The organism is Corynebacterium sp. sy017, assembly GCF_017918135.1.
In the GTDB taxonomy this organism is placed as follows: Bacteria; Actinomycetota; Actinomycetes; order Mycobacteriales; family Mycobacteriaceae; genus Corynebacterium.
In genome coordinates this window covers 341,543-362,331 of the sequence record NZ_RZUE01000003.1, presented here as the reverse complement: position 1 = coordinate 362,331, position 20,789 = coordinate 341,543, and the positions used below count along the sequence as shown (strand labels likewise).

The 20,789-nt window shown below is 46.2% G+C and carries 21 protein-coding genes; 11 read left to right on the top strand and 10 right to left on the bottom strand.

Annotated elements, in window-relative coordinates:
* Nucleotides 1-173 precede the first annotated feature (173 nt).
* Nucleotides 174-614: a hypothetical protein gene (locus EML15_RS08170; protein ID WP_144274777.1), complete on the top strand. Its 441-nt coding sequence runs from the start codon at nt 174-176 to the stop codon at nt 612-614.
* Here the strand turns inward: EML15_RS08170 and EML15_RS08165 are convergent.
* The 4 genes from EML15_RS08165 to EML15_RS08150 form a co-directional block, all read right to left on the bottom strand.
* Entirely contained in the window at nt 581-1,873 is a 1,293-nt protein-coding gene (locus tag EML15_RS08165) for a hypothetical protein (protein WP_144274775.1), read from the bottom strand. The two genes, EML15_RS08170 and EML15_RS08165, sit on opposite strands and share 34 nt — an antisense overlap.
* Nucleotides 1,866-2,648 carry a hypothetical protein gene (locus EML15_RS08160; protein ID WP_144274773.1) on the bottom strand — a complete coding sequence of 261 codons (783 nt, stop codon included), beginning with the start codon at nt 2,646-2,648 and terminating at the stop codon, nt 1,866-1,868. Before EML15_RS08160 ends, EML15_RS08165 begins: the two co-directional genes overlap by 8 nt.
* A 34-nt stretch (nt 2,649-2,682) precedes the next feature.
* A complete protein-coding gene (locus EML15_RS08155; protein ID WP_185967223.1) occupies nt 2,683-3,336 on the bottom strand; it encodes an ATP-binding cassette domain-containing protein in 654 nt (217 codons plus the stop codon).
* A 179-nt stretch (nt 3,337-3,515) separates the two neighbouring features.
* Nucleotides 3,516-4,058: a hypothetical protein gene (locus tag EML15_RS08150; protein ID WP_144274769.1), complete on the bottom strand. Its 543-nt coding sequence runs from the start codon at nt 4,056-4,058 to the stop codon at nt 3,516-3,518.
* A gap of 225 nt (nt 4,059-4,283) precedes the next feature.
* Here EML15_RS08150 and EML15_RS08145 point away from each other — a divergent pair, with 225 nt between their 5' ends.
* The 5 genes from EML15_RS08145 (at nt 4,284) to EML15_RS08125 (ending at nt 9,010) form a co-directional block, all read left to right on the top strand.
* Nucleotides 4,284-5,747, top strand: coding sequence for an MFS transporter (locus tag EML15_RS08145; protein ID WP_144274767.1), 1,464 nt, complete (start codon nt 4,284-4,286; stop codon nt 5,745-5,747).
* A 57-nt stretch (nt 5,748-5,804) separates the two neighbouring features.
* A complete protein-coding gene (locus EML15_RS08140; RefSeq protein ID WP_185967222.1) occupies nt 5,805-6,842 on the top strand; it encodes a helix-turn-helix transcriptional regulator in 1,038 nt (345 codons plus the stop codon).
* Between the two features lie 125 nt (nt 6,843-6,967).
* Nucleotides 6,968-7,657 (top strand): hypothetical protein, encoded by a 690-nt coding sequence (locus EML15_RS08135; protein WP_144274762.1) that lies wholly within the window; start codon nt 6,968-6,970, stop codon nt 7,655-7,657.
* 5 nt (nt 7,658-7,662) lie between these two features.
* On the top strand, nt 7,663-8,031 hold the full coding sequence (locus EML15_RS08130; RefSeq protein ID WP_144274760.1) for a hypothetical protein: 369 nt from the start codon (nt 7,663-7,665) through the stop codon (nt 8,029-8,031).
* A gap of 61 nt (nt 8,032-8,092) precedes the next feature.
* On the top strand, nt 8,093-9,010 hold the full coding sequence (locus tag EML15_RS08125; RefSeq protein ID WP_144274758.1) for an alcohol dehydrogenase catalytic domain-containing protein: 918 nt from the start codon (nt 8,093-8,095) through the stop codon (nt 9,008-9,010).
* A 32-nt stretch (nt 9,011-9,042) separates the two neighbouring features.
* Here EML15_RS08125 and EML15_RS08120 read toward each other — a convergent pair whose 3' ends face one another.
* The gene (locus EML15_RS08120) at nt 9,043-9,492 is read right to left on the bottom strand and encodes a helix-turn-helix domain-containing protein (protein ID WP_144274756.1); all 450 of its coding nucleotides are present in this window, start codon (nt 9,490-9,492) and stop codon (nt 9,043-9,045) included.
* 252 nt (nt 9,493-9,744) lie between these two features.
* Between EML15_RS08120 and EML15_RS08115 the strand changes: the two genes are divergently transcribed.
* Nucleotides 9,745-10,710, top strand: coding sequence for a winged helix DNA-binding domain-containing protein (locus EML15_RS08115; protein WP_144274754.1), 966 nt, complete (start codon nt 9,745-9,747; stop codon nt 10,708-10,710).
* 28 nt (nt 10,711-10,738) lie between these two features.
* Here EML15_RS08115 and EML15_RS08110 read toward each other — a convergent pair whose 3' ends face one another.
* Nucleotides 10,739-12,169, bottom strand: coding sequence for an MFS transporter (locus EML15_RS08110; RefSeq protein ID WP_144274752.1), 1,431 nt, complete (start codon nt 12,167-12,169; stop codon nt 10,739-10,741).
* Between the two features lie 527 nt (nt 12,170-12,696).
* Between EML15_RS08110 and EML15_RS08105 the strand changes: the two genes are divergently transcribed.
* Complete coding sequence (locus EML15_RS08105; protein ID WP_144274750.1) at nt 12,697-12,885, top strand: antitoxin HicB; 189 nt, start codon at nt 12,697-12,699, stop codon at nt 12,883-12,885.
* Nucleotides 12,886-13,002: 117 nt separating this feature from the next.
* A complete protein-coding gene (locus EML15_RS08100; RefSeq protein WP_144274748.1) occupies nt 13,003-13,419 on the top strand; it encodes a hypothetical protein in 417 nt (138 codons plus the stop codon).
* Between the two features lie 44 nt (nt 13,420-13,463).
* On the opposite strand, the gene EML15_RS08095 is transcribed toward EML15_RS08100, so the two are convergent.
* Nucleotides 13,464-13,784, bottom strand: coding sequence for a hypothetical protein (locus EML15_RS08095; protein ID WP_144274746.1), 321 nt, complete (start codon nt 13,782-13,784; stop codon nt 13,464-13,466).
* Nucleotides 13,785-13,963: 179 nt separating this feature from the next.
* A complete protein-coding gene (locus EML15_RS08090) occupies nt 13,964-14,497 on the bottom strand; it encodes a hypothetical protein (protein ID WP_144274744.1) in 534 nt (177 codons plus the stop codon).
* Nucleotides 14,498-14,663: 166 nt separating this feature from the next.
* Here EML15_RS08090 and EML15_RS08085 point away from each other — a divergent pair, with 166 nt between their 5' ends.
* Nucleotides 14,664-17,495, top strand: a complete 2,832-nt coding sequence (locus EML15_RS08085; RefSeq protein WP_144274742.1) for a DNA methyltransferase — start codon at nt 14,664-14,666, stop codon at nt 17,493-17,495.
* Between the two features lie 12 nt (nt 17,496-17,507).
* On the opposite strand, the gene EML15_RS08080 is transcribed toward EML15_RS08085, so the two are convergent.
* A complete protein-coding gene (locus tag EML15_RS08080; RefSeq protein ID WP_144274740.1) occupies nt 17,508-18,416 on the bottom strand; it encodes a helix-turn-helix transcriptional regulator in 909 nt (302 codons plus the stop codon).
* A 169-nt stretch (nt 18,417-18,585) separates the two neighbouring features.
* On the opposite strand from EML15_RS08080, the gene EML15_RS08075 reads away from it, so the two are divergent.
* On the top strand, nt 18,586-19,947 hold the full coding sequence (locus tag EML15_RS08075) for an MFS transporter (protein WP_144274738.1): 1,362 nt from the start codon (nt 18,586-18,588) through the stop codon (nt 19,945-19,947).
* Here EML15_RS08075 and EML15_RS08070 read toward each other — a convergent pair.
* On the bottom strand, nt 19,936-20,712 hold the full coding sequence (locus EML15_RS08070; RefSeq protein WP_144274736.1) for an SDR family oxidoreductase: 777 nt from the start codon (nt 20,710-20,712) through the stop codon (nt 19,936-19,938). The two genes, EML15_RS08075 and EML15_RS08070, sit on opposite strands and share 12 nt — an antisense overlap.
* Between the last annotated feature and the right edge of the window lie 77 nt (nt 20,713-20,789).

Sequence of the window (20,789 nt, the reverse complement as noted above, 5' to 3'; positions counted from 1 at the left end):
TCTACGCATTAACAGTTTGATAACAATTGCTTATCGACGTTACACAATGCTAAGCCCCGGAACCCCTTAAACCAATGGCAAAATATTGGAGTAGACCTTGTATCTTTTCACTCTCTATAATTCCTATAAGCAAAAAATTATTAGCAATCCGCACCCTAAAGGAGCAACTCATCATGGCCTTAGAGTTTTCTGGTTTTTCTGAAAATAGTGGTAGCGATGATGCAGGACATACACCTGTCCACCGCCTCATTCTCGATAATCGTCAAGGCACTCGCATGATTTTTGAGGCCAGCGTCGGAAGCCAACAAAGCCAAGTAAATAACGAGGTGATTATCGGACGCCAAGGTAATTTTGCGGTAGGTATCGACGATCCTGGTTTACACCGCAGATTACTAAGAATCTGGGGAGTACAAGGAAAATGGTTCATCCATAATGTTGGCACTCATATTCCGGTTACACTGCTTCTACCAGCACAATCATTATGGACAGAAGAACACGTTACACTCCCCTTGGCGCCAGGAGCAGAACTATCACTTTCAGCAGGCACAACAACCATTAACTTTGAGACTCAACTACGCAGCTATGAGCTCACTGCAGAAGTAATAAGTTCCTGATCTCCTTTAGACACAGCACGCTCACTGAACCGCAGCACTAGCTCGGTTGCAACCAACACCATAATGACCAACACAAAGCATTCGCCAAGAGAAAAGAGCAGATTAACATCGCGGTAGTTCATACTCGACGCTTGAGCAATGAGCATGGCAAAAATACTGCCCACCGCTATGCCACCACAAGCAAAAGGCAAAGTTAATCCCACGCACTCTAAGCGAAGTATTCCTTTTGCTATCGACGGTTTTACGCCTCGCAATTCTAAAGACTCCACGAGTTTCCTACGGCGCAATGCTGCGCACACTGCAATCGCAACCACTACCGAACTGGCAAAAACCATAAGCACTATCACTAATATCTTGCCTAGTGCAGCATAAGAATGCTTCATCATAAACAGTGTGTAGTCAATATGCTCCTGGTCTGTTATCCCCACCTCAGTATGGGATAGAAACTCTAGGAATTGTGTCAAAGAAAACTGAGTTTCATCAAGCACAAAAAGGAGTCCTTGCGCAAGTATTTCTTGATTATGCGTAGACAAAATAGTCTCGGTCAAACCTGGTACTTTTTGTACGTGAACAGTGGATAAATCATATTTTTTCGTGTCATCTATATCCGGAAAGAATAACTGTGCATCCGCATAAGAATTATTACTATCTGCTGGTACATACAATGTTTCTGGTGCCATATCAGTTTCCTTAGGGCACTGTGGATCATCATTGGAATAGGCAGCATAATCCACACAACTACCAATAAAAACATTCGTTGTTTCTGATGCAGAAAGCAGAATCCGTGCTTCACCAAGTACCACCCCTTTATCTTTTACAAAATCAGTAGCTTGTTCACGACTCACCCCATGTGATACCTCAGCAGTGCTTATCTGTGCTTTCCAATATCCGCTTGTTTCTGGTATTTCACCTAATCCTGTTTGTATTAGTCCCGTTGTTAAGGAGGCACAGCTCGATATAGCAGTAAGCAGTACGACGCTTATCCCAATGGAATATGCCCTTTTCTCTAAAGAAGCAGCCATGAGTTCATATTTCACGCCTGTCCTAAAAATAAGCCTATATAGTCCCGCGCACAAACGTGCAATCGCAGGTGCTGCCAACAATAATGCTGCCAGGGCAACGAGGAAACTAAGCGGAATCAATATCGGCACCATGTACATTTCTGAGAGGAAAAGCAATACTGCGGCGATAACTATGCCGCATGGAATGAATAGTATTCCCGAATATGATTGCCACCTAGATATTCTTTGACTAGACATCCTTTGACCTCCGGTAGGTAACAAGAATTGTGTGCAATAGTGCTATCACTATGATGATCACACAACCACTTATCCAGCCTTGGAAGAGGTCAGTTGCGGTGAAACCTTGTGCTAGCCACTCAATATCTCGTAGGTAATACAGTATTATTCCCAAAAGAAGTGCAGCAGAAATAATGCCAATACTATGGGCGCAGATACTTGCTGCCGACGATACTATGCCAATGGTTTTAGCTGGTACACCACGCATAATGAGCCGCATACGCATGGAGCGTGAGTTATCGTCGAAAAGCTTTGATAATTGCCAGAAAGCAATAATGCTAGGCAAAACAAGAACAAGATAATAGACAAGGGTGACATAGCGGGTTATGTAATCAAGTTCGGAAATAAAATGATTAGCTACCTCATCAGATGCTGAGTTATCACTCGACTCTACGAGATTAATTGTATGGTTATCCTCTGCAGAATACGTCGTAGATAAATTCTTGCAACCACGTTCTTGCAGCTGCGTTATCTGCATGGTATCTATGTCTTTTCCGGCAGTGAAAAAGCAGTTTAATGGTTGGGGATAGCTACCCACTATCGAGGATAAAGTTGCCTGGTCGACCTGCGTAACAGTTACCTGAGAACTCCCCGCATACAGAAACTTAGTCACGCCTCCATGTTGTTGCTCCAGATTTTGTGCCCATTCCATGCGATTATTATGCGACCATAGCGCTGCAATCCCCGCAACTGGTAAAGCTGCTAAAAGAGCTACGCTCATACTCACAAGAGACATGACAATGATTTCCACTCTGTTTTTCTGCGCGAATTTAGCCGCAAATCGTAGCATTTCTCAACTCCAAAACCTGATCCACTTTTTCTTTAACACGATAATCATGAGTCACAATCACACCAGGTATATCGCTATTTTCCACTATTTCCCGCAAAGCAGCCACAACTTGTTCCGTCGAAGAATCATCCAGACTTGATGTCGGTTCATCTGCCGCAATAAGACGTGGTTTCGTCGCTAATGCACAAGCGATAGCAACTCGTTGACGTTGACCACCAGAAAGTGTTTCAGGTTCTCGAGAAGCATAATCAGCCATCCCCACTCTGGCTAAACAATCATGAGCCATATCTTTGGCATCACGAGAGCGCATCCCGCTTGCTTCACAAAGCAAGCGAACATTATCCGCACAGGTTAATTCTTCGACTAAGCTGCTTGTTTGATCTACAATGCCAATATTTTTTAGCCTAAAAGCTCGACGCTGTTGAGCAGATAGATCAGAATAAACCAAATCACCAAGTGAAATACAACCGCTATCTGGCTGAGTAATCCCCATAATGCTACGTAATAATGTTGTTTTACCGCTTCCAGAATGCCCTGAAATAGCAATAAGACTCCCAGGAGCAACATTAAAACGTGCCTTTTCAATAATAGTTTTTCCCCCGATACGGATAACTACGTCCTTAACCTCAAGCACAAGACACCACTTTCTGTTGCGTTTACTCTTAGACTCACGACGATGTAATGAGCGCAGACAAAACTATTATGCCCCCCCCCGCACGATAATCTCAAGAGATAAAGAGCTAAAACGCATAATATTCATGAGATTTCTTATGATGCGCCGTCGGTAGTTCCCCAAATAATAAAAGGTGCTATTTAATTTTTCTCCTCACGATCACGTGAAGATTTCCCAAATAAAATCAACCAACCAGGGCCAAATATAACCACAAAAATGATAGAGCTCAAAGGCATAGAAGCAGCCTCTGCCAGAGCTTCCTTTTGAGTTTCATTCACCGCTAAGAAAACCAACAACTGATTTATGAGATATGCGATTCCCATCGCCAGCGACCATTTAGCAAGAAACTTCAACTCGGCAAGCATCTGCTGACGGAAAGTTTTAGAACCTGCGTCGCTACTGTAACCCCCTGACAGACTTCTTATTTTCGCATCACACCATCGAATTATTCCTGGACCAAGCACGAGACTAACACCAAGATAAAGACCAGCGAGCTGATGAGCCAACCCCACAGGAGCTCCAAGGCGGAGATCACGAATCACAACAATAATCAGGAATACATCCACCATCGGAACCATGCACAATAAAAATCTACTAAGTGCAGGGAGACGAAGCAGATAACGAGCCGCCATTCCCAAAGCAATGAATACCCAAAATAAAATCTCTGCAATCAAAATGATCACAATTAACCACCATCTAGCTAGGCGCAGCTCCAACAGCATTAAGTCTAATGGGGGGGGCAAACCCTGCAACATTTTACTGAGAAAAAGCTATAAAAACACCACCTACCAGCATAAATGGAAATAACCTAAGGGTAGATACTCACCACTTGCCCGCCCCGTACACAATCAGGTTTCATCAAGGGAACAAAGTAAAAATCGCAAATTAAAACGCCCGAAAGAAACCTGATGATTGCTTCGCGCTTCTTTTCTCGACGCCCTTCCAAAACCAGGCAGCCCGCCAATTCCAGACACCCCTCCAATCCTTCACACCACCAACACCCCAACCCCTCACATCACCAGCACCCCAATCAGTCACACCACCAGCGCCCTCATCCACCACGGCACCAGCCCATCTCCCCTGGTACGCTCTCCCCTCGGACAACCTTTGTCTTTCTCTTATCCGCTATTTTGCCGTTGCTGGATTCTAGCCTGGTCAATATCCTCCTGCCGCATATCGCAGCAGATTTTAGCCCAAGCCCACCGTCGGCAAACACAACCCCACCGTCGGCAAGCCCAAGCCCAGCAGCACCAGCTTCTTCCCTAGACGCTATCGGCTACGGTTCTATTCACTACGCAATTTCTGGGTATATTTTCGCCGCGGGCGTCGGTATTATTCTCTCCGCTCGTTGCCTTGAGCGTTATGGCAGCCGCATTATCTGGTACGTTTCTGTGGCAGGTTTTGCTCTGGCATCTCTTGCCGTGGGGTTGGCTCCGAACGCTACTTTCTTTATCCTCGCGCGTTTATTCCAGGGTGTTGCTTGTGGTTTCATTATGCCCACGGTGCAGTACGCAACGGCGCAGTTGGTAGGAAAGAATAATATGCGCACGGCCTTGGCGACAATTGGTTTACCTGCTGTTATAGCCCCTGCCGTAGGTCCGCTGTGCGGTGGTTTGCTGGTCGATGTTCTTGGTTGGCGGTGGCTTTTCCTTATCAATGTCCCTATTGCTGTTTTAGCTTGTGCGTTAGCTCCGGCGGCGTTTGTGGATCTTCCTCGGCGCCCACAGCTCTCCCGGCACGATGCATCTTCCTCTCATCACACCCCTCACCTATCCCTCATCCGCAACCTGCAGTTGTATCGGCACATTCCTTTTGCAAGCGCTATGCTGCTGTGTGCACTGGTAGGAGCCGTTTTTTATGGCACTCTTTTGGCAACATCTGTGCACATACAGCATGATCTGCACCAACCAGCGTGGGTTGCGGGTGTGCTGTTGGCGTTGCAGGGTGTTGGTGCATGGTATGCGCGCAAAGCTGTGGTGGGACGCTTGAAGGGCAAGAATGCGTTTGGAATTATCAGCGCTGGGCTTATCATTACCGCACTGAGCACGCTCCCCATTGCGTCGATAATCAGTACCGCCGCACTGGGTACTTACATCGTGTGCGGACTGTGTTGTATTCTTCGAGGTATTGGGGTGGGCGCGTGCACTATCCTGGCGTTGTCTGCGGGGTATGAGCTGGTGGATGCGCGTGAATCTGCGGTGGTGAGCGCGCATAGCCGGCTTATGGTGCAGTTTGGTGGGGCGTCGGGCACTGTGTTGGTGGGTGTGTGGGCAGGTTCGGCACCTGGTCTGGGTACTGTCTTTGCTGTATGCGCAGTGTGTGGTGCGGCGTTATCTGCCATGACAGCGCGGGCGGCTCGTCGTACGCAATGAGCACTGATGTACCCGTTGATAGACACTTTTCAGACGAACGGGCTAGCATATAGCAGTATGGATGCCCAGGGTGATGCTGAGTTTTTCGGGCGGCGTTTACGCCACGCACGCATGGACCGTGGGCTGTCCCAGCGTGCGCTCGCCTTGGGGATCTGCTCCCCCAGTGCTGTTTCGCGGTGGGAATCTGGGGAGAGTTCGCCAAGTGGGGAGATGATTCTGCGTCTTGCTGCGCGTTTAGGGATCGACGCCCACGTTCTGAGCGGGCAGGGTTTTGATTCTCGTCTTGCGCAATCCGACGCGAGCTTTGACGAGCTGCTGCATATTTCTTGGGATTCTTATGCACCTGATTCTTATGTGCAGGGAGCGCAACGCTGGTGTTCTGCGGACGATTCCGCGGGGTGCCCTGGGGCTTCTGGCAGCTCTCCCCTGAATGAGTGGATGAGCCATGCGAAATACATTGGATACCATGCCGACCCCTGGCGTGCTGCATCCTTAGCAAATCCTACTTCCCTTGTGAATCTTCGGAATCTGGTGGATGACCTGGCGGTTCATCCACTTACCGTGTCTTATCCTGTTGCTGCGCAAACTGTGGAAATACTGGACGCAGTGGTGCGGCTGAAAGATAATCCGGGCGCTGAGGCCACTGAGGTGGTCGTCGAAACGCTATCTGGTACGCAGCACGCTCCCGCTGCTTTACGACGCACAGCGCTGGAAATTGTGGTGGGCACGTATTTATTGGCAGGTATGCCAGTTGCGGCTCATGCTGCGCTAAGGCGGGCAAAGGTGGTGGAGATCAGCCTGGCGACGCAGGTGATGCTGTGTTGGGATGGGTGCGATGGGGATAGTGCTGTTCAGGAACATAACCAGGATAGTCATGTGCGGGGTGAGCGCACGGATACATCTGTCCCTACCCTGCTGGTGGGTGCTGAGCCTGTGAACATAAGCAGTGAACGCAGCGCACGGGATGTGGCTTTTCATATTCTTTATGACCTGAGAAATAGCGGTTTTTCTACACAGAAAATCCTGGAATCATTATCTACTGCTTGTGGTAATGACCGGCTAATTATGCGCTGGGGTGAGGAGTATTGTTCCTGATATAGGCTTGAATAGTGTGGTTGGGGAAACGGATAAGAATACCAATGCAGTTTGTTATTAGACCTGGTTGGGCAAACTCAGGACCACAACACTAGCAGACATATCTAGAGAAAGAACATTCTCATTTGCAGCGGATCACGGATGATAACTGGGAATATATTGAGAGGCAACGTCGGATTGATGAGGTTGAGCACAGGATCAGCACTATTGACGACGCTGTAGTAATCATCGGTCATAGCCGGGGTGCAGAATCAATCATTATTCCTGATGCAGGGCATATCGCAACAGATGATGGTTATGGTTCTTGGTCAAAGATTATTCGCTACATTGAAGCTTTCGCACAGGTGACATTGCACAAGAAAACCAAAATTAATTTACGCCGCGCTTGGGTAGCTATAAGCGTAGAAACTATAAGTGATCTACGCTTTCTCTTCTTTTCTGGGATAATCGGTAGAAAAGCCGAATCAAAGGAAGAAGATATGCGCTCAGAAATTTTTTTTACATCTCTATTTCTTTTTGCTGTAGGTCTCCTATTTATCGGCAAGTCGGAGGGATCATCCTCATGGTACGCAGTACTTGGTTTCATCTTCCTTGTATTGGGACTTGTTGGAATCATTTGCGGATTCGTAGCAGGTAAGAATAAGGAAAGCAGCAAAAGTAAACCTACAATAATCAGTCTCGATGAGAATGAGAAAGAATCACTAAAAGATATATTGAATAGTCAAGGAAGTACACGTGCAGCGCGTAAGCTTCGTGAAAATCACCCCAATACCACATTGGTGCAAGCCAAGCACACTATAGATGCGCTAAGGTAAAATAAATGATGAACAGTCAGAAAGTAAGAATTCCTTTTCCAGAGTTAGCCTTAGCAGGAATCGGAGCCATCCTAATATTGATCGGTGTTATATTCTCAACAGGATCATTAGGGTCTATCGGCATTCCGCTTGTCATAATCTCAGTGATCAGTACTGTTCTAACACCTCCTACATCGCTTCTTAATAACCGCGGACAATTCATCCTGATCGCTATTGGAGCTGTTATGCTGATAAGCGGCATCTGGTACGGAGTGAATACTCAAGAAGATACGGCTATATTTTCACCAGTACTGATATGGTTCGTTGGTGCAGCGCTCATGCTGTCAGCTATTCTCACACTACTTTTTAGACCCGATCAAAACAGTAGTCGCTAACAGCAACAAGGTATTAAACAGCACATCTATAGTGTGCCGTGCCACAATTATAGGAGGGAAAATGAGCCGCAGAATCGCCTACTACGAATACGGTGGCCCCGAGGTTCTTCGGATCGAAGAGGAGAGCCTGCCACAGCCCGGCGTCGATGAGCTTATTGTGCGCAATGAAGTCATTGGTGTGAATCCTATCGACTGGAAAATGATTGCTGGGGCTTTCAGGCACCAGGATCCCCACCCTTTCCCTGGGGTTCCCGGCTGGGCTAGTGTTGGCACTGTGGAGGAGGTTGGCGCATCCGTACAGCATCTCCGACCAGGGCAAAAAGTTATCGTCGGTAGCCGTGCCGGAAGTTATAGGGAACGCCAACTGGTGAACTCCCGCTACGTCGTAGCACTCCCGCCTGGTTTACCGATTGACCAGGCCGCAGGTTTGCCGTCCTCAGCAGTTGCGGGATACTCCATCATCCACCAGCTTGGAATTACCGCCGACGATGTGTTCCTTATTCATGGCGCGGCTGGAAGCGTTGGGTCAGCTGCTGCTCAAATCGCCATTGCACAGGGTGCGACGGTGATAGGTTCCGCGTCTGCCAGCAACCATGATTTTCTGCGCTCGCTAGGGGTAATACCCGTTGAGTACGGCCCCAACCTGATTGCTGATGTTCGGGCTATTGCGCAGCCCACTGCTGTGGCGGACGCCGTCGGTGGGCAAGAACCTGCGGAGGCTACACGTGCGCTGCTCAGTGTGCATCCAGATATGCGCACTGTCACGGTATGGGGTACTCAGTATTCTCACGACGCCGGGATTCCTGGTCTGAGCCACCCCGAGGATGAGCTTGAACGCACCGTGGAGTATGCGCTCCAAGGCGCACTCACGGTGCGCATAGCCGCTGATTATGCTTTCGACGACGTACAACAGGCCCTCAAAGCCAGCATGACAATGCACACACCCGGAAAGATTTTGCTGCGGGTGCAGCACGATTGATGAATGGGATCCTTCAAGGTACGTGTATCCACTCACTCGTAGAGACCCATCTCATCACTAAGAACAGTGAGCTGATCTGCGCTGATACGCTGCTCAATATCTCGTTGATGCTTGTATCTCTGAACATCAGCAGCATATACACGACGATGAGTGCCCACCTTATGACCAGGTAATACACCCTGATCCATGAGCTTAACGACATATGGCCGAGATACATTAAGCAAATCCGCTGCTTGCTGCGTTGTTAATTCCGCGTGTGTAGGTATAACGCCAACAGGTATTCCTGCTGCTGAATTAACCAAAATCTCACGTAGCACTACAGCTACTTCGTGTGGCAGGCGGATTGTTTCATCAGAGTTCTCCACAGCAACATCAATGGTTTTGTTCTCGGGATGGCTATCCAATACAGAGTTCAGTTTTCTGAGAGCTTCTCGGGAAGTCACTGTCGTACCGGAAATACTGCCGTTGTGTACATGGCTCATATCTACATAATAAACACTAAACGAAATACACGAAACATAGAATCTTCATTCAGGTTTCACATAGCCGCCAATTATGCTTTCGACGACGTACAACAGGCCCTCAAAGCCAGCATGACAATGCACACACCCGGAAAGATTTTGCTGCGGGTGCAGCACGATTGATGAATGGGATCCTTCAAGATACCGGGCATATTCTCTTTGACATTGTTAGCTAATATAGAGTCTCGACTATGCGCAAAGTATGCTAGTTATATGGCAGGCATAGTGCGAGTTTTAAGTCATGATAATGAGCTGAAATGGTGTTTCCAATCCCAGGTTTATGATCACGCTTTTCTCGCTGCACGGATGCACCTCAGTGATGATGACTGGAACAAATGGATCGAGTTATCTCAAGAAGAACAATTAGTTCGAGCCCCACTATTGCGTGGGACACTACATACACTTCCCCGCCAACTTTATTCAGAAATGGCGCACATTATCAGACCTGTTATAGAACGGATAATAAAGTCACATCAGGTTAAACGATACGGTACTGAGCGGATAGAGGAAGTATGGCATAGCACCACAGCTCTTGTAGATCATGAAGGAAAGGTTAAGATTGATAATGCTCTTCATTCACTCTCCACAGATTTCCCAGAAATCAGGAAAAGCGACTTAAAATACCTGATCCGAAGTGCCCCTGAGATCGTCGAAATAGCAAATGGTGATCAACTAATCGAGCGGATACCGCTTAAACCAGGGATTGTAGATCACCAAAATCTTTTTTCTTGGTACATACAGTGCTTTTCTAGCTCAAAAAAGGATTTTCTAAAATGGTCCGGATTCCTCAATCGAGAAGTCAAGGATTATCTATCGGAAAAACATTTAGACCACTTACCTCAATGCAGTACACCTTTTCTCCATTCTGAACCGAATGAGCTGATTGTTTTACCTCCTTTTGATCCCTTTTTGTTGGCGTACTCGAAAGAACAAAGGTTACGTCACATAGATACAGATCATTACAATCAGATCTGGGGAAAAACTGGAATCGTAAACGGAGCCATAGTAAGAAATAATACAATTATCGGTCAGATCAATTTTAAGGGTAAAAATGTCTGCAAAGTTAATACTTGGGAGAGTTTAGAAAATAGTGAGATTGAACAATTAAAAGACGCACTACAATTTATGAGATATGATCTGCAGCAGAAAGTGGTACTGGAGATTAGTTATACGTCGTAAATCACACATACCTTCAACCCATTTTGCTTTAGTTAGCTTGGTTTGCCTTAGAAGAAGAAAAACGAGCTTTCATAATAAAAGCAGCCACCGATAACAAAATGGGCGATACAGCTGCCAAGAAAAATGCCAAGGAGTACGCACTATAACTCTCAAACATTTTATCTCCATGAGCGCCAGAAACTACTGCCACTATAGAACCTAAAAGCAGCGCACCACCAACCTGCCTGCTCGTATTAACCAAACCGGACGCAATTCCATAGAATTTCCAATCTATGCCTGTTGTCGCCAGCATAGAACTAGACGTGGTGATTATCCCCTGACCAATTCCTAGCAGCAAAGTTGCCATAATCACTATCAGCAGATTACTACTATGGAATAACGACGCAAGCGCCAACAATAACAGCCCTATCCCAGCAACTAACAACCCCAAACAATTGGTCACATAACCACCCATCTTGGCAGATAGAAACCCACCAGCCAACCTAGCAGAGAAAAACATCAGCACAGTCATCGGCAAGTAACTAAGACCTATTTCAATGGGTGAAAAACCTAAACTTTCTTGCATTTGTAAAGTCAGAAAATAATACGTTGCGAAGATGGACCCTGATGACACCAGAGCCGTCACATTTCCTAGCACCACCGAGGATGACTTAAACAATGCTGGAGGAATAACAGGATTCTTCAATCGGGTTTGGATAACCCAAAACATAGCAATCAACACAACGGCAATCACAAATCCTATTAACCCATAAGCTACTTTGGTGTCGCCGCTTGATAAAAGTAATGCTGAGTAAATTAAAACTACCAAAGCAAACGCAGCAATTACCACCACACCCACAGAACGCAGAGCCAGCAGTATATTTCCTGAACGTTCATTACCACCCATTGGCACCTTCCATATCAAAAAGAGAAGAACCACAACCAAAGGAACATTCACCCAAAATACCCAGTGCCAGCTCAACCATTGTGTAATCACACCGCCAAAGATCACACCTGCTGCACCACCGGCACTCGCAGTCGCTCCCCAGATGCCGAAAGCTTTTCCTCTGAGAGATCCATTTCCAGCGAATGTTGATGCGATAATACTCAAAGTGGAAGGGGCAATCAATCCAGCAGATGCACCCTGTAGCGCCCTGAAAATAATTAGAGTGGTTTCATTCTGAGAAAAACCCGCCAATAAACTCACAGTACCAAAAATCAAAGAGCCTGCTAATAAAACTTTCCTGCTACCAAATGCATCAGAAAGTACCCCACCCACCAGTAATAAAGCGGCAAAAAGAATCGTATATATGTTAATGAGCCATTGCAGACTGTCCCCGCTCATATCAAATTCTTGTCTAAACGACGGCAACGCTATATTCACAATCGAAGCATCCAAAACAACAAGAAATTGCCCCAGCGAGCACAGAGTCAGAATAAGTTTACCGACTTTACTGAAACTATCTTTATCGGTTTCCATTTTATCTTGACACCTCCAATAAATTAGTAGTCAGTTCCACCTAGCTGACTAGTTAGGAATGAGTCATCAAGCCCGGATCTATCACATAGAAAGGAGCACTCTTTATATTTTAATTCCCCCCCCGATCCGCAAGTTTAATTTCTATGCAAGGACTCCAGCGCTCACGGTAGCGTCTACGGATGTGTTCACGGTGGAGATTAGCTGACCAATTATGCTTTCGACGACGGGATTCATGCCCTCAAAGCCAGCATGACAATGCACACACCTGGAAAGATTTTGCTGCGGGTGTAGAAAGAGATCCAGCCCACTCCCAACCAAAATATGGTCGAGGCGGGCTGAACGATTGCAACCACTTTAACACAAAAGCTAAACGACGAAGAAGCAACGCCCTAATCAGGAGTTCAAGAGCCGCTTCGCTGCGATCTTAGTTTTCTTAACGATACTTCTTCAGACTAAAAGGTGTTATCTTTTCACTATGAAAGCACCATAGTTCGACTGAGAATACTACAGATAGGAGCAGAATTAAGATGGATGCCAGCAAATACACCTACCAAGTTTCCTGGTCAGAAATTGACCAGGAATATGTTGCTACCGTGACAAAGTTTCCTTCATTGTCATGGTTGGACGCTGATCCTCAACAAGCTAAAGCAACTCTCATCAAGATTGTTGATGGGATCCTTGCAGATATGAAATCTACGGGAGAAGAAATACCTTAGCCACTAAAAATTTGCATATACATCGGATAGGAAAAATACACCTGAACTCAGCTAATATACAAGACATACTCCAACCACAATTCCATGAAATAGGAATCAAAAACTGAGGAATAAAATATGGATGGCAGAAAAATAAGAATTCCTTTTCCAGAGTTAGCCCTGGCAAGAATTGGTGCTATCGCAATACTTATTGGTGTTTGCTTCTCCATAGGATCCATAGCAACCATGGGAATTCCACTTATAATCGTTTCATTGATTGCCGCTGTTCTAACGCCTCCTGCATCACTTCTTCATAACCGTGGACAATTCATCCTGATAGCTATTGGAACTGCTGTTCTTATAGGTGGTATTTGGTACGGGGTAAATATTCAAGAAGATACAGCTATATTTTCACCAGTACTCATCTGGTTCGCTGGAGCAGCACTCATGATGTCAGCCATTTTCACTTTACTCATTAGATCACAATCAAAAGCAATAATTACCAGACGAGAAAAAATTCAACCTGCCTTAACTAAAAGAGCTGAGGCAGGCTGAACGATTAGGAGCATACTAACATCGACTACAAAAGTCTGATAATCCTATTCGTTTGTTTCCTCTAGTGTCATCCGCTTAGTCATTTCAACAGTTTGTTTCCAAGCCTGACGCACCTCATCACTTGTCATTCCTGGTCGCCAAGACTTCAACAACAAAACCGACACCAGTTCTACACCAACAGCCACCGAAGTCATCAATATAGCCGACGACACAAACCCCACTATCGCATAGGTGAGCGCATAATACACAGCCGCGATTACCCCACATCGAAAGAATATGGGTAGCCATCCACCTGGATCATTATGCCTGTGCTTTTGCGCATAATACTGATCGAATACTGTCGATAGTGTTTCAACAGTTATCACGCCCAATCCTACGATGCACATCAAGTGTAGAACACCCGCATCATAGGGAGTGATCCAGAAAGCTATAGCAGCGAGCACAAAAACACAGAACCCAAGAATAGACCCAGTGATTATATGCCCCATCCAGGCATAAGAAAAAGGAACAGGCCTCCAACTAGGATCCATATTTTATCCCCTCATCAAGAAAAACAAGCTGAAATGACCCCATCAAATCCAAGAATCATCTCAAGCACTTGTACGCCTTCTTCACCAATCTCAGCGAAGGCATCTCCACGCTTGATTGCCCTCCAAATTCCATATACACTTCCCCACATTCGTCGCGCATCTCTCAGCCATTTGAGAACTTTAGCAACTGGAATGCCATACTGTACAACAACACTTGCAATTTCAGCTCCACACTGCAACCAAGAGGATCGAAAGGCTACTCCCTCAGAAGGACGCAACAATCTGTTAAGTTCTTGCGCTAGCTGATCTTCATAGTCAGGAATCGCCTCAGGATTGGCTTCCTTAAGGTTTTTCGATACCCTGTCCAAAACTTGAATAAGCCGATCCAACTCAGCATCACTCATCAGTGATGAACTATCACTGCTTTCAACAGATAAATTTTGCATAGCAACCGAAGTACCACTAGGTGCCGCAGAAACCACACCTACAGATGAAAATATAAGCGCCATGCTCAACGTCATCCCCATAACTACGTTATAGCGTTTCATGCCATCTCCTTACACAATTTATATATGAACCGATTACATCCAAGAAACAGGTCTCTTGATCGAATAAATTTGCGAAGCCAACAACTACACAGATTCCAAGATCTCCTACTCAAATTTTATTCTAGACACAACATAAAATCTAAGCTTTAGAAGTATAATCGGCTTTATGATTTCAAGTATCACCCCCCCCCCGTTAGCTTCTCCAGCTGAAAAAATTGCTGCTGCCAGGTCCTTTGCACAAAAGTGGTCCGGTCGAGGATATGAGAAGGGTGACACTTCGAGCTTTTGGCTAGAACTACTACGTGATGTCGTAGGTATGCAAGACGTTACGACCAACGTTCTATTCGAGCAGCGTACCCACAAGCGGGGCTTCATAGATGTTCACATACCAGATGCAAAAACATTTATCGAACAAAAATCCCTTGGCGTATCACTTGATAAACCTGATATTCGGCAAGGAGAAAAAGTAACCCCTTTCCAACAGGCATTAAATTACGCTAATACCCTTCCCAATAGCCAGCGACCTGATTTCATCATAGTCTGTGACTTCAACATTTTCCGTATCCATAACTTAAACCTTACCGATGTAGAAAATGACTATCTTTCTTTCACTTTAGAAGAGCTACCAGAACAACTACACCTGCTGGATTTTTTGGTTGATCCGCAACGTGCACGTCTCAAAAGAGAAGAAAAGGCATCAATAGATGCCGGAGCCCTCATAGGTAAGCTATACAGTCTGCTACGCAATCAATTTCATGATCCCGACACCCCAGAAAATCAACACGCGCTCAATGTACTATGCGTTCGACTTGTATTCTGCCTATTTGCTGAAGATGCCGGACTTTTCCCCAAGGATGCACTAGCTAACTATCTCAGCGGCATCAAACCCGGAGCTGTACGAGTGATGCTCAAAGAACTTTTCAACACACTCAATACTCCGCTCGAACAGCGTGGCTCAAACATCGACCAAGACTTAGCTCACTTCCCTTATGTCAATGGTGGTTTATTTGCGAAGGACGAAGAAATACCTCCTTTCACTGAGGAGATACTCATCGTCCTACGAGATGAAATAAGTAGGAATACGAACTGGTCTTCAATCAGCCCAACAATTTTTGGTGGAGTCTTTGAGTCAACACTCAACCCAGAAACACGCGCCACCGGAGGAATGCACTACACAACACCAGAAAATATCCATAAAGTCATCGATCCATTATTCTTAGACTCACTTACTCAAGAATTAGAAGAAATACTCTCCACCCCAACGCTTACAGATATAAAACGAAACAATAGACTGAAAAAATTCCACGATAAAATAGCGAACCTACGTTTCCTTGACCCTGCGTGCGGTTCAGGAAACTTCTTGACAGAAACTTATATCTGCTTACGACGACTCGAAAATAAAATCCTCTCAGTCTTAGATAATAATCAAATATCTCTAAGCTTTGACGACGTAGACGCGACTCCTCTCAAAGTATCTCTGGATCAATTTTATGGCATAGAAATTAATGACTTTGCTGTTTCTGTTGCTTCCACTGCATTGTGGATCGCTCAACTTCAAGCGAATATAGAAGCGGAAATTATCATCACTCGAAATATTGAAGATTTACCTTTGCGCGATTCTGCACATATCCATCATGCCAATGCACTAACAACCGACTGGTCAACCTTCATTGACCCCGCCATCTGTGATTACATTATCGGAAACCCTCCCTTCCTTGGTGCTCGAAACCAGACAAAGGAGCAAAAGCAAGAAATCAAAGATATTTTCCCCAAAGGGACGAAAAATGTGGGAAACATTGATTATGTAGCTGGATGGTATATCCAAGCAGCTAATTTCATGCAAGACTACCCTGTACGCACTGCTTTCGTATCCACCAATTCCATTGTTCAAGGTGAGCAAGTAGCTAATATCTGGAGCCCAATTTTTGAGTTAGGTTTTAGAATCAACTTCGCTCACAACACATTCCGTTGGACAAATGAAGCCACTGAACAAGCACACGTCTTCTGCGTCATCGTAGGATTCTCTAAACACAATGACACAGTACAGCTGTTCCATTACCCCACTCCAGACTCGGAACCTGAACTTAAATATCCCACACAGCTCAATGCTTACCTCGCTGACGCACCCATGATTTTTGTATGGGATAGGAAGAAACCGCTCTGCGATGTCCCAAAAATAGGAATTGGTAACAAACCGATAGATGGTGGTCATTATCTTTTCACTTCAGAAGAAAAAGCTGAGTTTTTAACTCAAGAACCCTATGCAGAAAAATTTTTCCACCAATGGATGGGAGCACGTGAACTTATTGATGGAAAAGAGCGCTGGGTACTGTGGCTAGGTGAAGCAACACCAAAGGATTTTAAGAATATGCCTTTAGCTCTCCAACGAGTTCGAGCAGTACGCGATTATCGTCTAGCAAGCACTAGCGCACCAACTCAGAAAATCGCTGATAAACCCACCCGTTTCCATGTAGAGAATATGCCAGAAGGAACTTCAATTGCTGTGCCAAAAGTATCTACGGCACGTCGAAAATATATACCTATGGGATTTGTTTCATCAGATATTTTTTGTTCTGACCTTTTGTTCTTGATTCCAAACACATCTTTATACCACTTCGGCATACTACATTCCTCACTCCACAATTCATGGATGAGGCAAGTATGCGGACGCTTAGGAAATGGCTACCGCTACTCCGGAGGCGTTGTTTACAATAATTTCATCTGGCCAGAAACAGACGAAAAAACCGAAAAGAAAATCGCCTCACTCGCGCAAAAAATTCTTGACGCACGCGGTCTATACAACGGTGCAACCCTAGCTGATATGTACGACCCAGATAATGATTTCCTTTACCCAGAACTCATGAATGCCCACAAAGAACTAGACCTAGCAGTAGAAAAAGCCTATGGTCTTAACATTCCACAAAAACTAGATGTCACAATCCGAGAACAATATATAGTTGAACATCTATTCAAGCTCTACGACGAATACGATAAATAAAATCCACCTGTCTTAGCCCAAACCACTATAAACAACCAAGCTGTGTTCGTCGTCCGCATTGATGCTGAATACCTCATAGCCCAGCTCTATCACCCCGTATTCTGGGTGGCGTAGCCGTTTCTTTCCTGTGCGGTGCTCCCCAACATCTTGGGTTTCCCATCTGCGTCGGAAATCCTCACTCACTTGTGCAAGATTAGTGATAAATTGCGCCAGCACTAGATTTTGTGGAAATTGTGCGGCGGTAGTGTGCAAAATTGCGGTGCAGTCTGAACATATTTGTTCATAATCCACAAAAAATCGTGCCGCTTCAGGATCTAAAAAGGCAAAGCGTGCAGTATTGGGAACACCATAATCGGTATCTCGCTGTGCAAAATCAAAAACTGGCGCGTAGAGTTTTTGAGCTAAATCATTAGCGCCGATAATGTCGAAGCTACTATTCCTAATATATGCAGGCAGCGAAATAGCGTGCATGATCTGCTCCAAGGTAGGGCGTAAAGAATGCTGGGATAAGTCCGCAGATGATTCCTGTGCCAGATGGGCCGAATCAGACTCGCCAACCGAGTGTCTCGGATAGCGTACATCTCCCCTGGCAATGGCCACCAAACGATGAAAATGTGCACGCTCAGTATCGCTCAACTGTAGTGCACGGGAAATACCAGACAAAACACTATATGACACATGACCTGCTTTACCGCGCTCTAGCTGCGTGTAGTATTCCACGCTCACTCCAGCCAGGGACGCTACTTCTTCCCTGCGCAGCCCTGGCACACGCCGTCGTGTAGCACCAGAAATGGGAAGGTTAGCTTGCTCGGGAGTAATTTTCTCACGACGTGTCCGCAGGAAACTTCCCAAATCTGTCAAAGGAAAGCCTTTATGTGTTTGTGCTTTCCTGTGCTCATTGTGTCCATGTACCGGATTCATAAGATCCTATTTTAAGGCGACACGCACTGATCAAGGCGCAACCACAACAGTGCCCTGCTAAACAGGTACTGATAATACCCCTATAACAGAACTCTGGTTATCAGATATATCCGTGAGCAGAATGGAACGAGTGTCTCATATAAAAACTCAGGATATAAACCCTCAAAGTATGAATCACACGATGAAAATGACCTTAGGGTTGATCGTGTTGAGCTATTTCCTTATTCTTCTGGATAATTCCGTCATTTTTACCGCATTACCGCCACTTCGGGAATCAATGAATCTGAGCAGTTCCCAGCTTGCTTGGGTACAGGATGCTTATACCCTCACCTTTGGTGGTTTCTTATTGCTCGGCGCGCGGCTGGGAGATTTATTGGGGTATCGTAAGGTTTTTCTCTCGGGTTTGGCCTTATTTGTTGCTTCTTCTTTCCTCGTCGGCATATCCCCTTTTCCTGAGTGGCTGATTACTGCACGTGCCATTCAGGGATTAGGGGCGGCGATCGTTGCCCCATGTTCTCTATCCTTACTGACCATTAGTTTTCCTCAGGAGCAGGCCAGAGCGCGAGCGGTAGCTATTTATGCAGCAACGGCCGGAATCGGTGCGAGTGCCGGTCTGATTATTGGTGGTGCCGCGGCACAGTGGTTTTCCTGGCGCATGGGATTTTTCATTAACGTGCCTGTGGGAATAGTCATTGCGATGCTTGCTCCGCGTTATCTTCCCGCTTCTCATGCAAAGCCTGGAAAGTTCGATATTCCTGGTGCTTTAGGGGCAACGGTGGGTTCTGCACTTCTGGTGTTTGGGATTATCGAGTTTTCCAGTGCCAATTCTCATGGTGTTATACCGGTAGCCTGTGTTGTGGCAGCTCTGGTGATTCTTGGTGTGACGCTGTGGCATGAGCGCCGTACTACTCATGCGATCATTGATCTTTCTTTGTTTGCTGATCGACGCCGCTGCGGCGCCTATGCAGCCCGTTTTCTCTATTTAGGTGCCATGATTGGTTTCTTCTTTTTCAGTACACAGTTAATGCAGGACTGTTTAGGTTTTAGTCCGTTGGAAGCTGGTTGTGGTTTCCTGCCGATGACCGTCGTGAACTTTATTGTTGCCATGCTGGTGCCGCGTTTATCACAGAAATATGGGGATTTGTGGTTGCTGATCGTGGGTGTTTCCCTGACTTTGTGCGGAATGTTTGTTTTATCGCAGGTGGATAGCACAAGCCAGTATGTCTACCACATTGCACCAGCTATGGTTGTGATCGGTGCAGGCCAAGGTGCTGCTTTCGCTCCGTTAACAAGTTTTGGAATCATCGGTGCTACCAGCGAGAACTCAGGTGCTGCCAGTGGCATGGTCAATACTGTGCACCAGATTGGTATGGCAACAGGCTTAGCTATCTTAGTGGCGGTATCCTCCCACGCCGGCAGCACCCTAGAACAGGTAGCAACAGCACTGCACTGGGGATGTGTAATCCTAGCCCTGTGCCTCATAGTGTGCGTGGGAGTTATCGCGCCGGGCGTGAAACGCTCAAAAGCGTAACTTCTCTAGATCCTCCCGAAAACGTTGCGGTTCGGTATCCATGTCTGGAATATCCCGGTCATGGATTCCATGCAATGATCCCGCCTCATCAGGCTCTAATCCGCTGAACACAGCAGCAATGTTTTCTTGCTCCGCACCCTGTTCAGCTTCTAGCTCTGCTGTGACATTGGTAGCGTCCTTGGCAGCCATACTTGCGACGAGTACCCGAGCGATCTGCTCACGAGCAATTACGCCATCTGCTGGGGAGCCGGCACGTCGCGTATCACCTTGACGCAGGAGAATACGGTGTTGGTCTGCCGAATTGTAGTCAAACCAGCCCGGGCGAATAATTGTATATTCATGCCCACTGGCTCTGAGGAGTTCTTCGCTGCGTCGTTTCCATTCCCGGTACCCCATACCGGGCGCGGTCACTCCCACAGCAGTCATCAAAGCAATGCGGATGCGTCGTGTGCCTAGAGCACGCAAGACATGAGCAACACCCGCATAGTCAATATCACGCACGCTATCTGTGCTGGTGGAGGAACCATGTGTGAAAATAATCCCGTCCACATCAGCCACAGCAGATTCTAATGTGTGTGCTTGGGTGAGATCACCGACCACAATATCCACGCCCTGGGGCAACATTGCCGTACGGCTGTGTGAACGCACCAGACAACGCACCGAATAGCCTGCTGCTTGTGCCTCATTCACAACATGACGGCCAACGCTACCGGTACCACCAATAATAAGAACAGTTTTTCCTGGGGATAAAGTTAAAGAAGCCATAGCACCCCATCATAGGATTTTCGCTCTCAGAATCACGGGAATTGGCAGGTACTAATAGTACCTGTTTGTGTGGGAAA

What these genes read in the sequence shown, in the direction of transcription:
- EML15_RS08080 (WP_144274740.1), bottom strand. Translation starts at nt 18,416, where the DNA reads ATGAATCCGGTACATGGACACAATGAGCACAGGAAAGCACAAACACAT.
- EML15_RS08075 (WP_144274738.1), top strand. Translation starts at nt 18,586, where the DNA reads ATGAATCACACGATGAAAATGACCTTAGGGTTGATCGTGTTGAGCTAT.
- EML15_RS08105 (WP_144274750.1), top strand. Translation starts at nt 12,697, where the DNA reads ATGGATGCCAGCAAATACACCTACCAAGTTTCCTGGTCAGAAATTGAC.
- EML15_RS08165 (WP_144274775.1), bottom strand. Translation starts at nt 1,873, where the DNA reads ATGTCTAGTCAAAGAATATCTAGGTGGCAATCATATTCGGGAATACTA.
- EML15_RS08160 (WP_144274773.1), bottom strand. Translation starts at nt 2,648, where the DNA reads ATGTCTCTTGTGAGTATGAGCGTAGCTCTTTTAGCAGCTTTACCAGTT.
- EML15_RS08070 (WP_144274736.1), bottom strand. Translation starts at nt 20,712, where the DNA reads ATGGCTTCTTTAACTTTATCCCCAGGAAAAACTGTTCTTATTATTGGT.
- EML15_RS08085 (WP_144274742.1), top strand. Translation starts at nt 14,664, where the DNA reads ATGATTTCAAGTATCACCCCCCCCCCGTTAGCTTCTCCAGCTGAAAAA.
- EML15_RS08115 (WP_144274754.1), top strand. Translation starts at nt 9,745, where the DNA reads ATGGCAGGCATAGTGCGAGTTTTAAGTCATGATAATGAGCTGAAATGG.
- EML15_RS08100 (WP_144274748.1), top strand. Translation starts at nt 13,003, where the DNA reads ATGGATGGCAGAAAAATAAGAATTCCTTTTCCAGAGTTAGCCCTGGCA.
- EML15_RS08120 (WP_144274756.1), bottom strand. Translation starts at nt 9,492, where the DNA reads ATGAGCCATGTACACAACGGCAGTATTTCCGGTACGACAGTGACTTCC.
- EML15_RS08125 (WP_144274758.1), top strand. Translation starts at nt 8,093, where the DNA reads ATGAGCCGCAGAATCGCCTACTACGAATACGGTGGCCCCGAGGTTCTT.
- EML15_RS08090 (WP_144274744.1), bottom strand. Translation starts at nt 14,497, where the DNA reads ATGAAACGCTATAACGTAGTTATGGGGATGACGTTGAGCATGGCGCTT.
- EML15_RS08110 (WP_144274752.1), bottom strand. Translation starts at nt 12,169, where the DNA reads ATGGAAACCGATAAAGATAGTTTCAGTAAAGTCGGTAAACTTATTCTG.
- EML15_RS08140 (WP_185967222.1), top strand. Translation starts at nt 5,805, where the DNA reads ATGGATGCCCAGGGTGATGCTGAGTTTTTCGGGCGGCGTTTACGCCAC.
- EML15_RS08145 (WP_144274767.1), top strand. Translation starts at nt 4,284, where the DNA reads ATGATTGCTTCGCGCTTCTTTTCTCGACGCCCTTCCAAAACCAGGCAG.
- EML15_RS08130 (WP_144274760.1), top strand. Translation starts at nt 7,663, where the DNA reads ATGATGAACAGTCAGAAAGTAAGAATTCCTTTTCCAGAGTTAGCCTTA.
- EML15_RS08170 (WP_144274777.1), top strand. Translation starts at nt 174, where the DNA reads ATGGCCTTAGAGTTTTCTGGTTTTTCTGAAAATAGTGGTAGCGATGAT.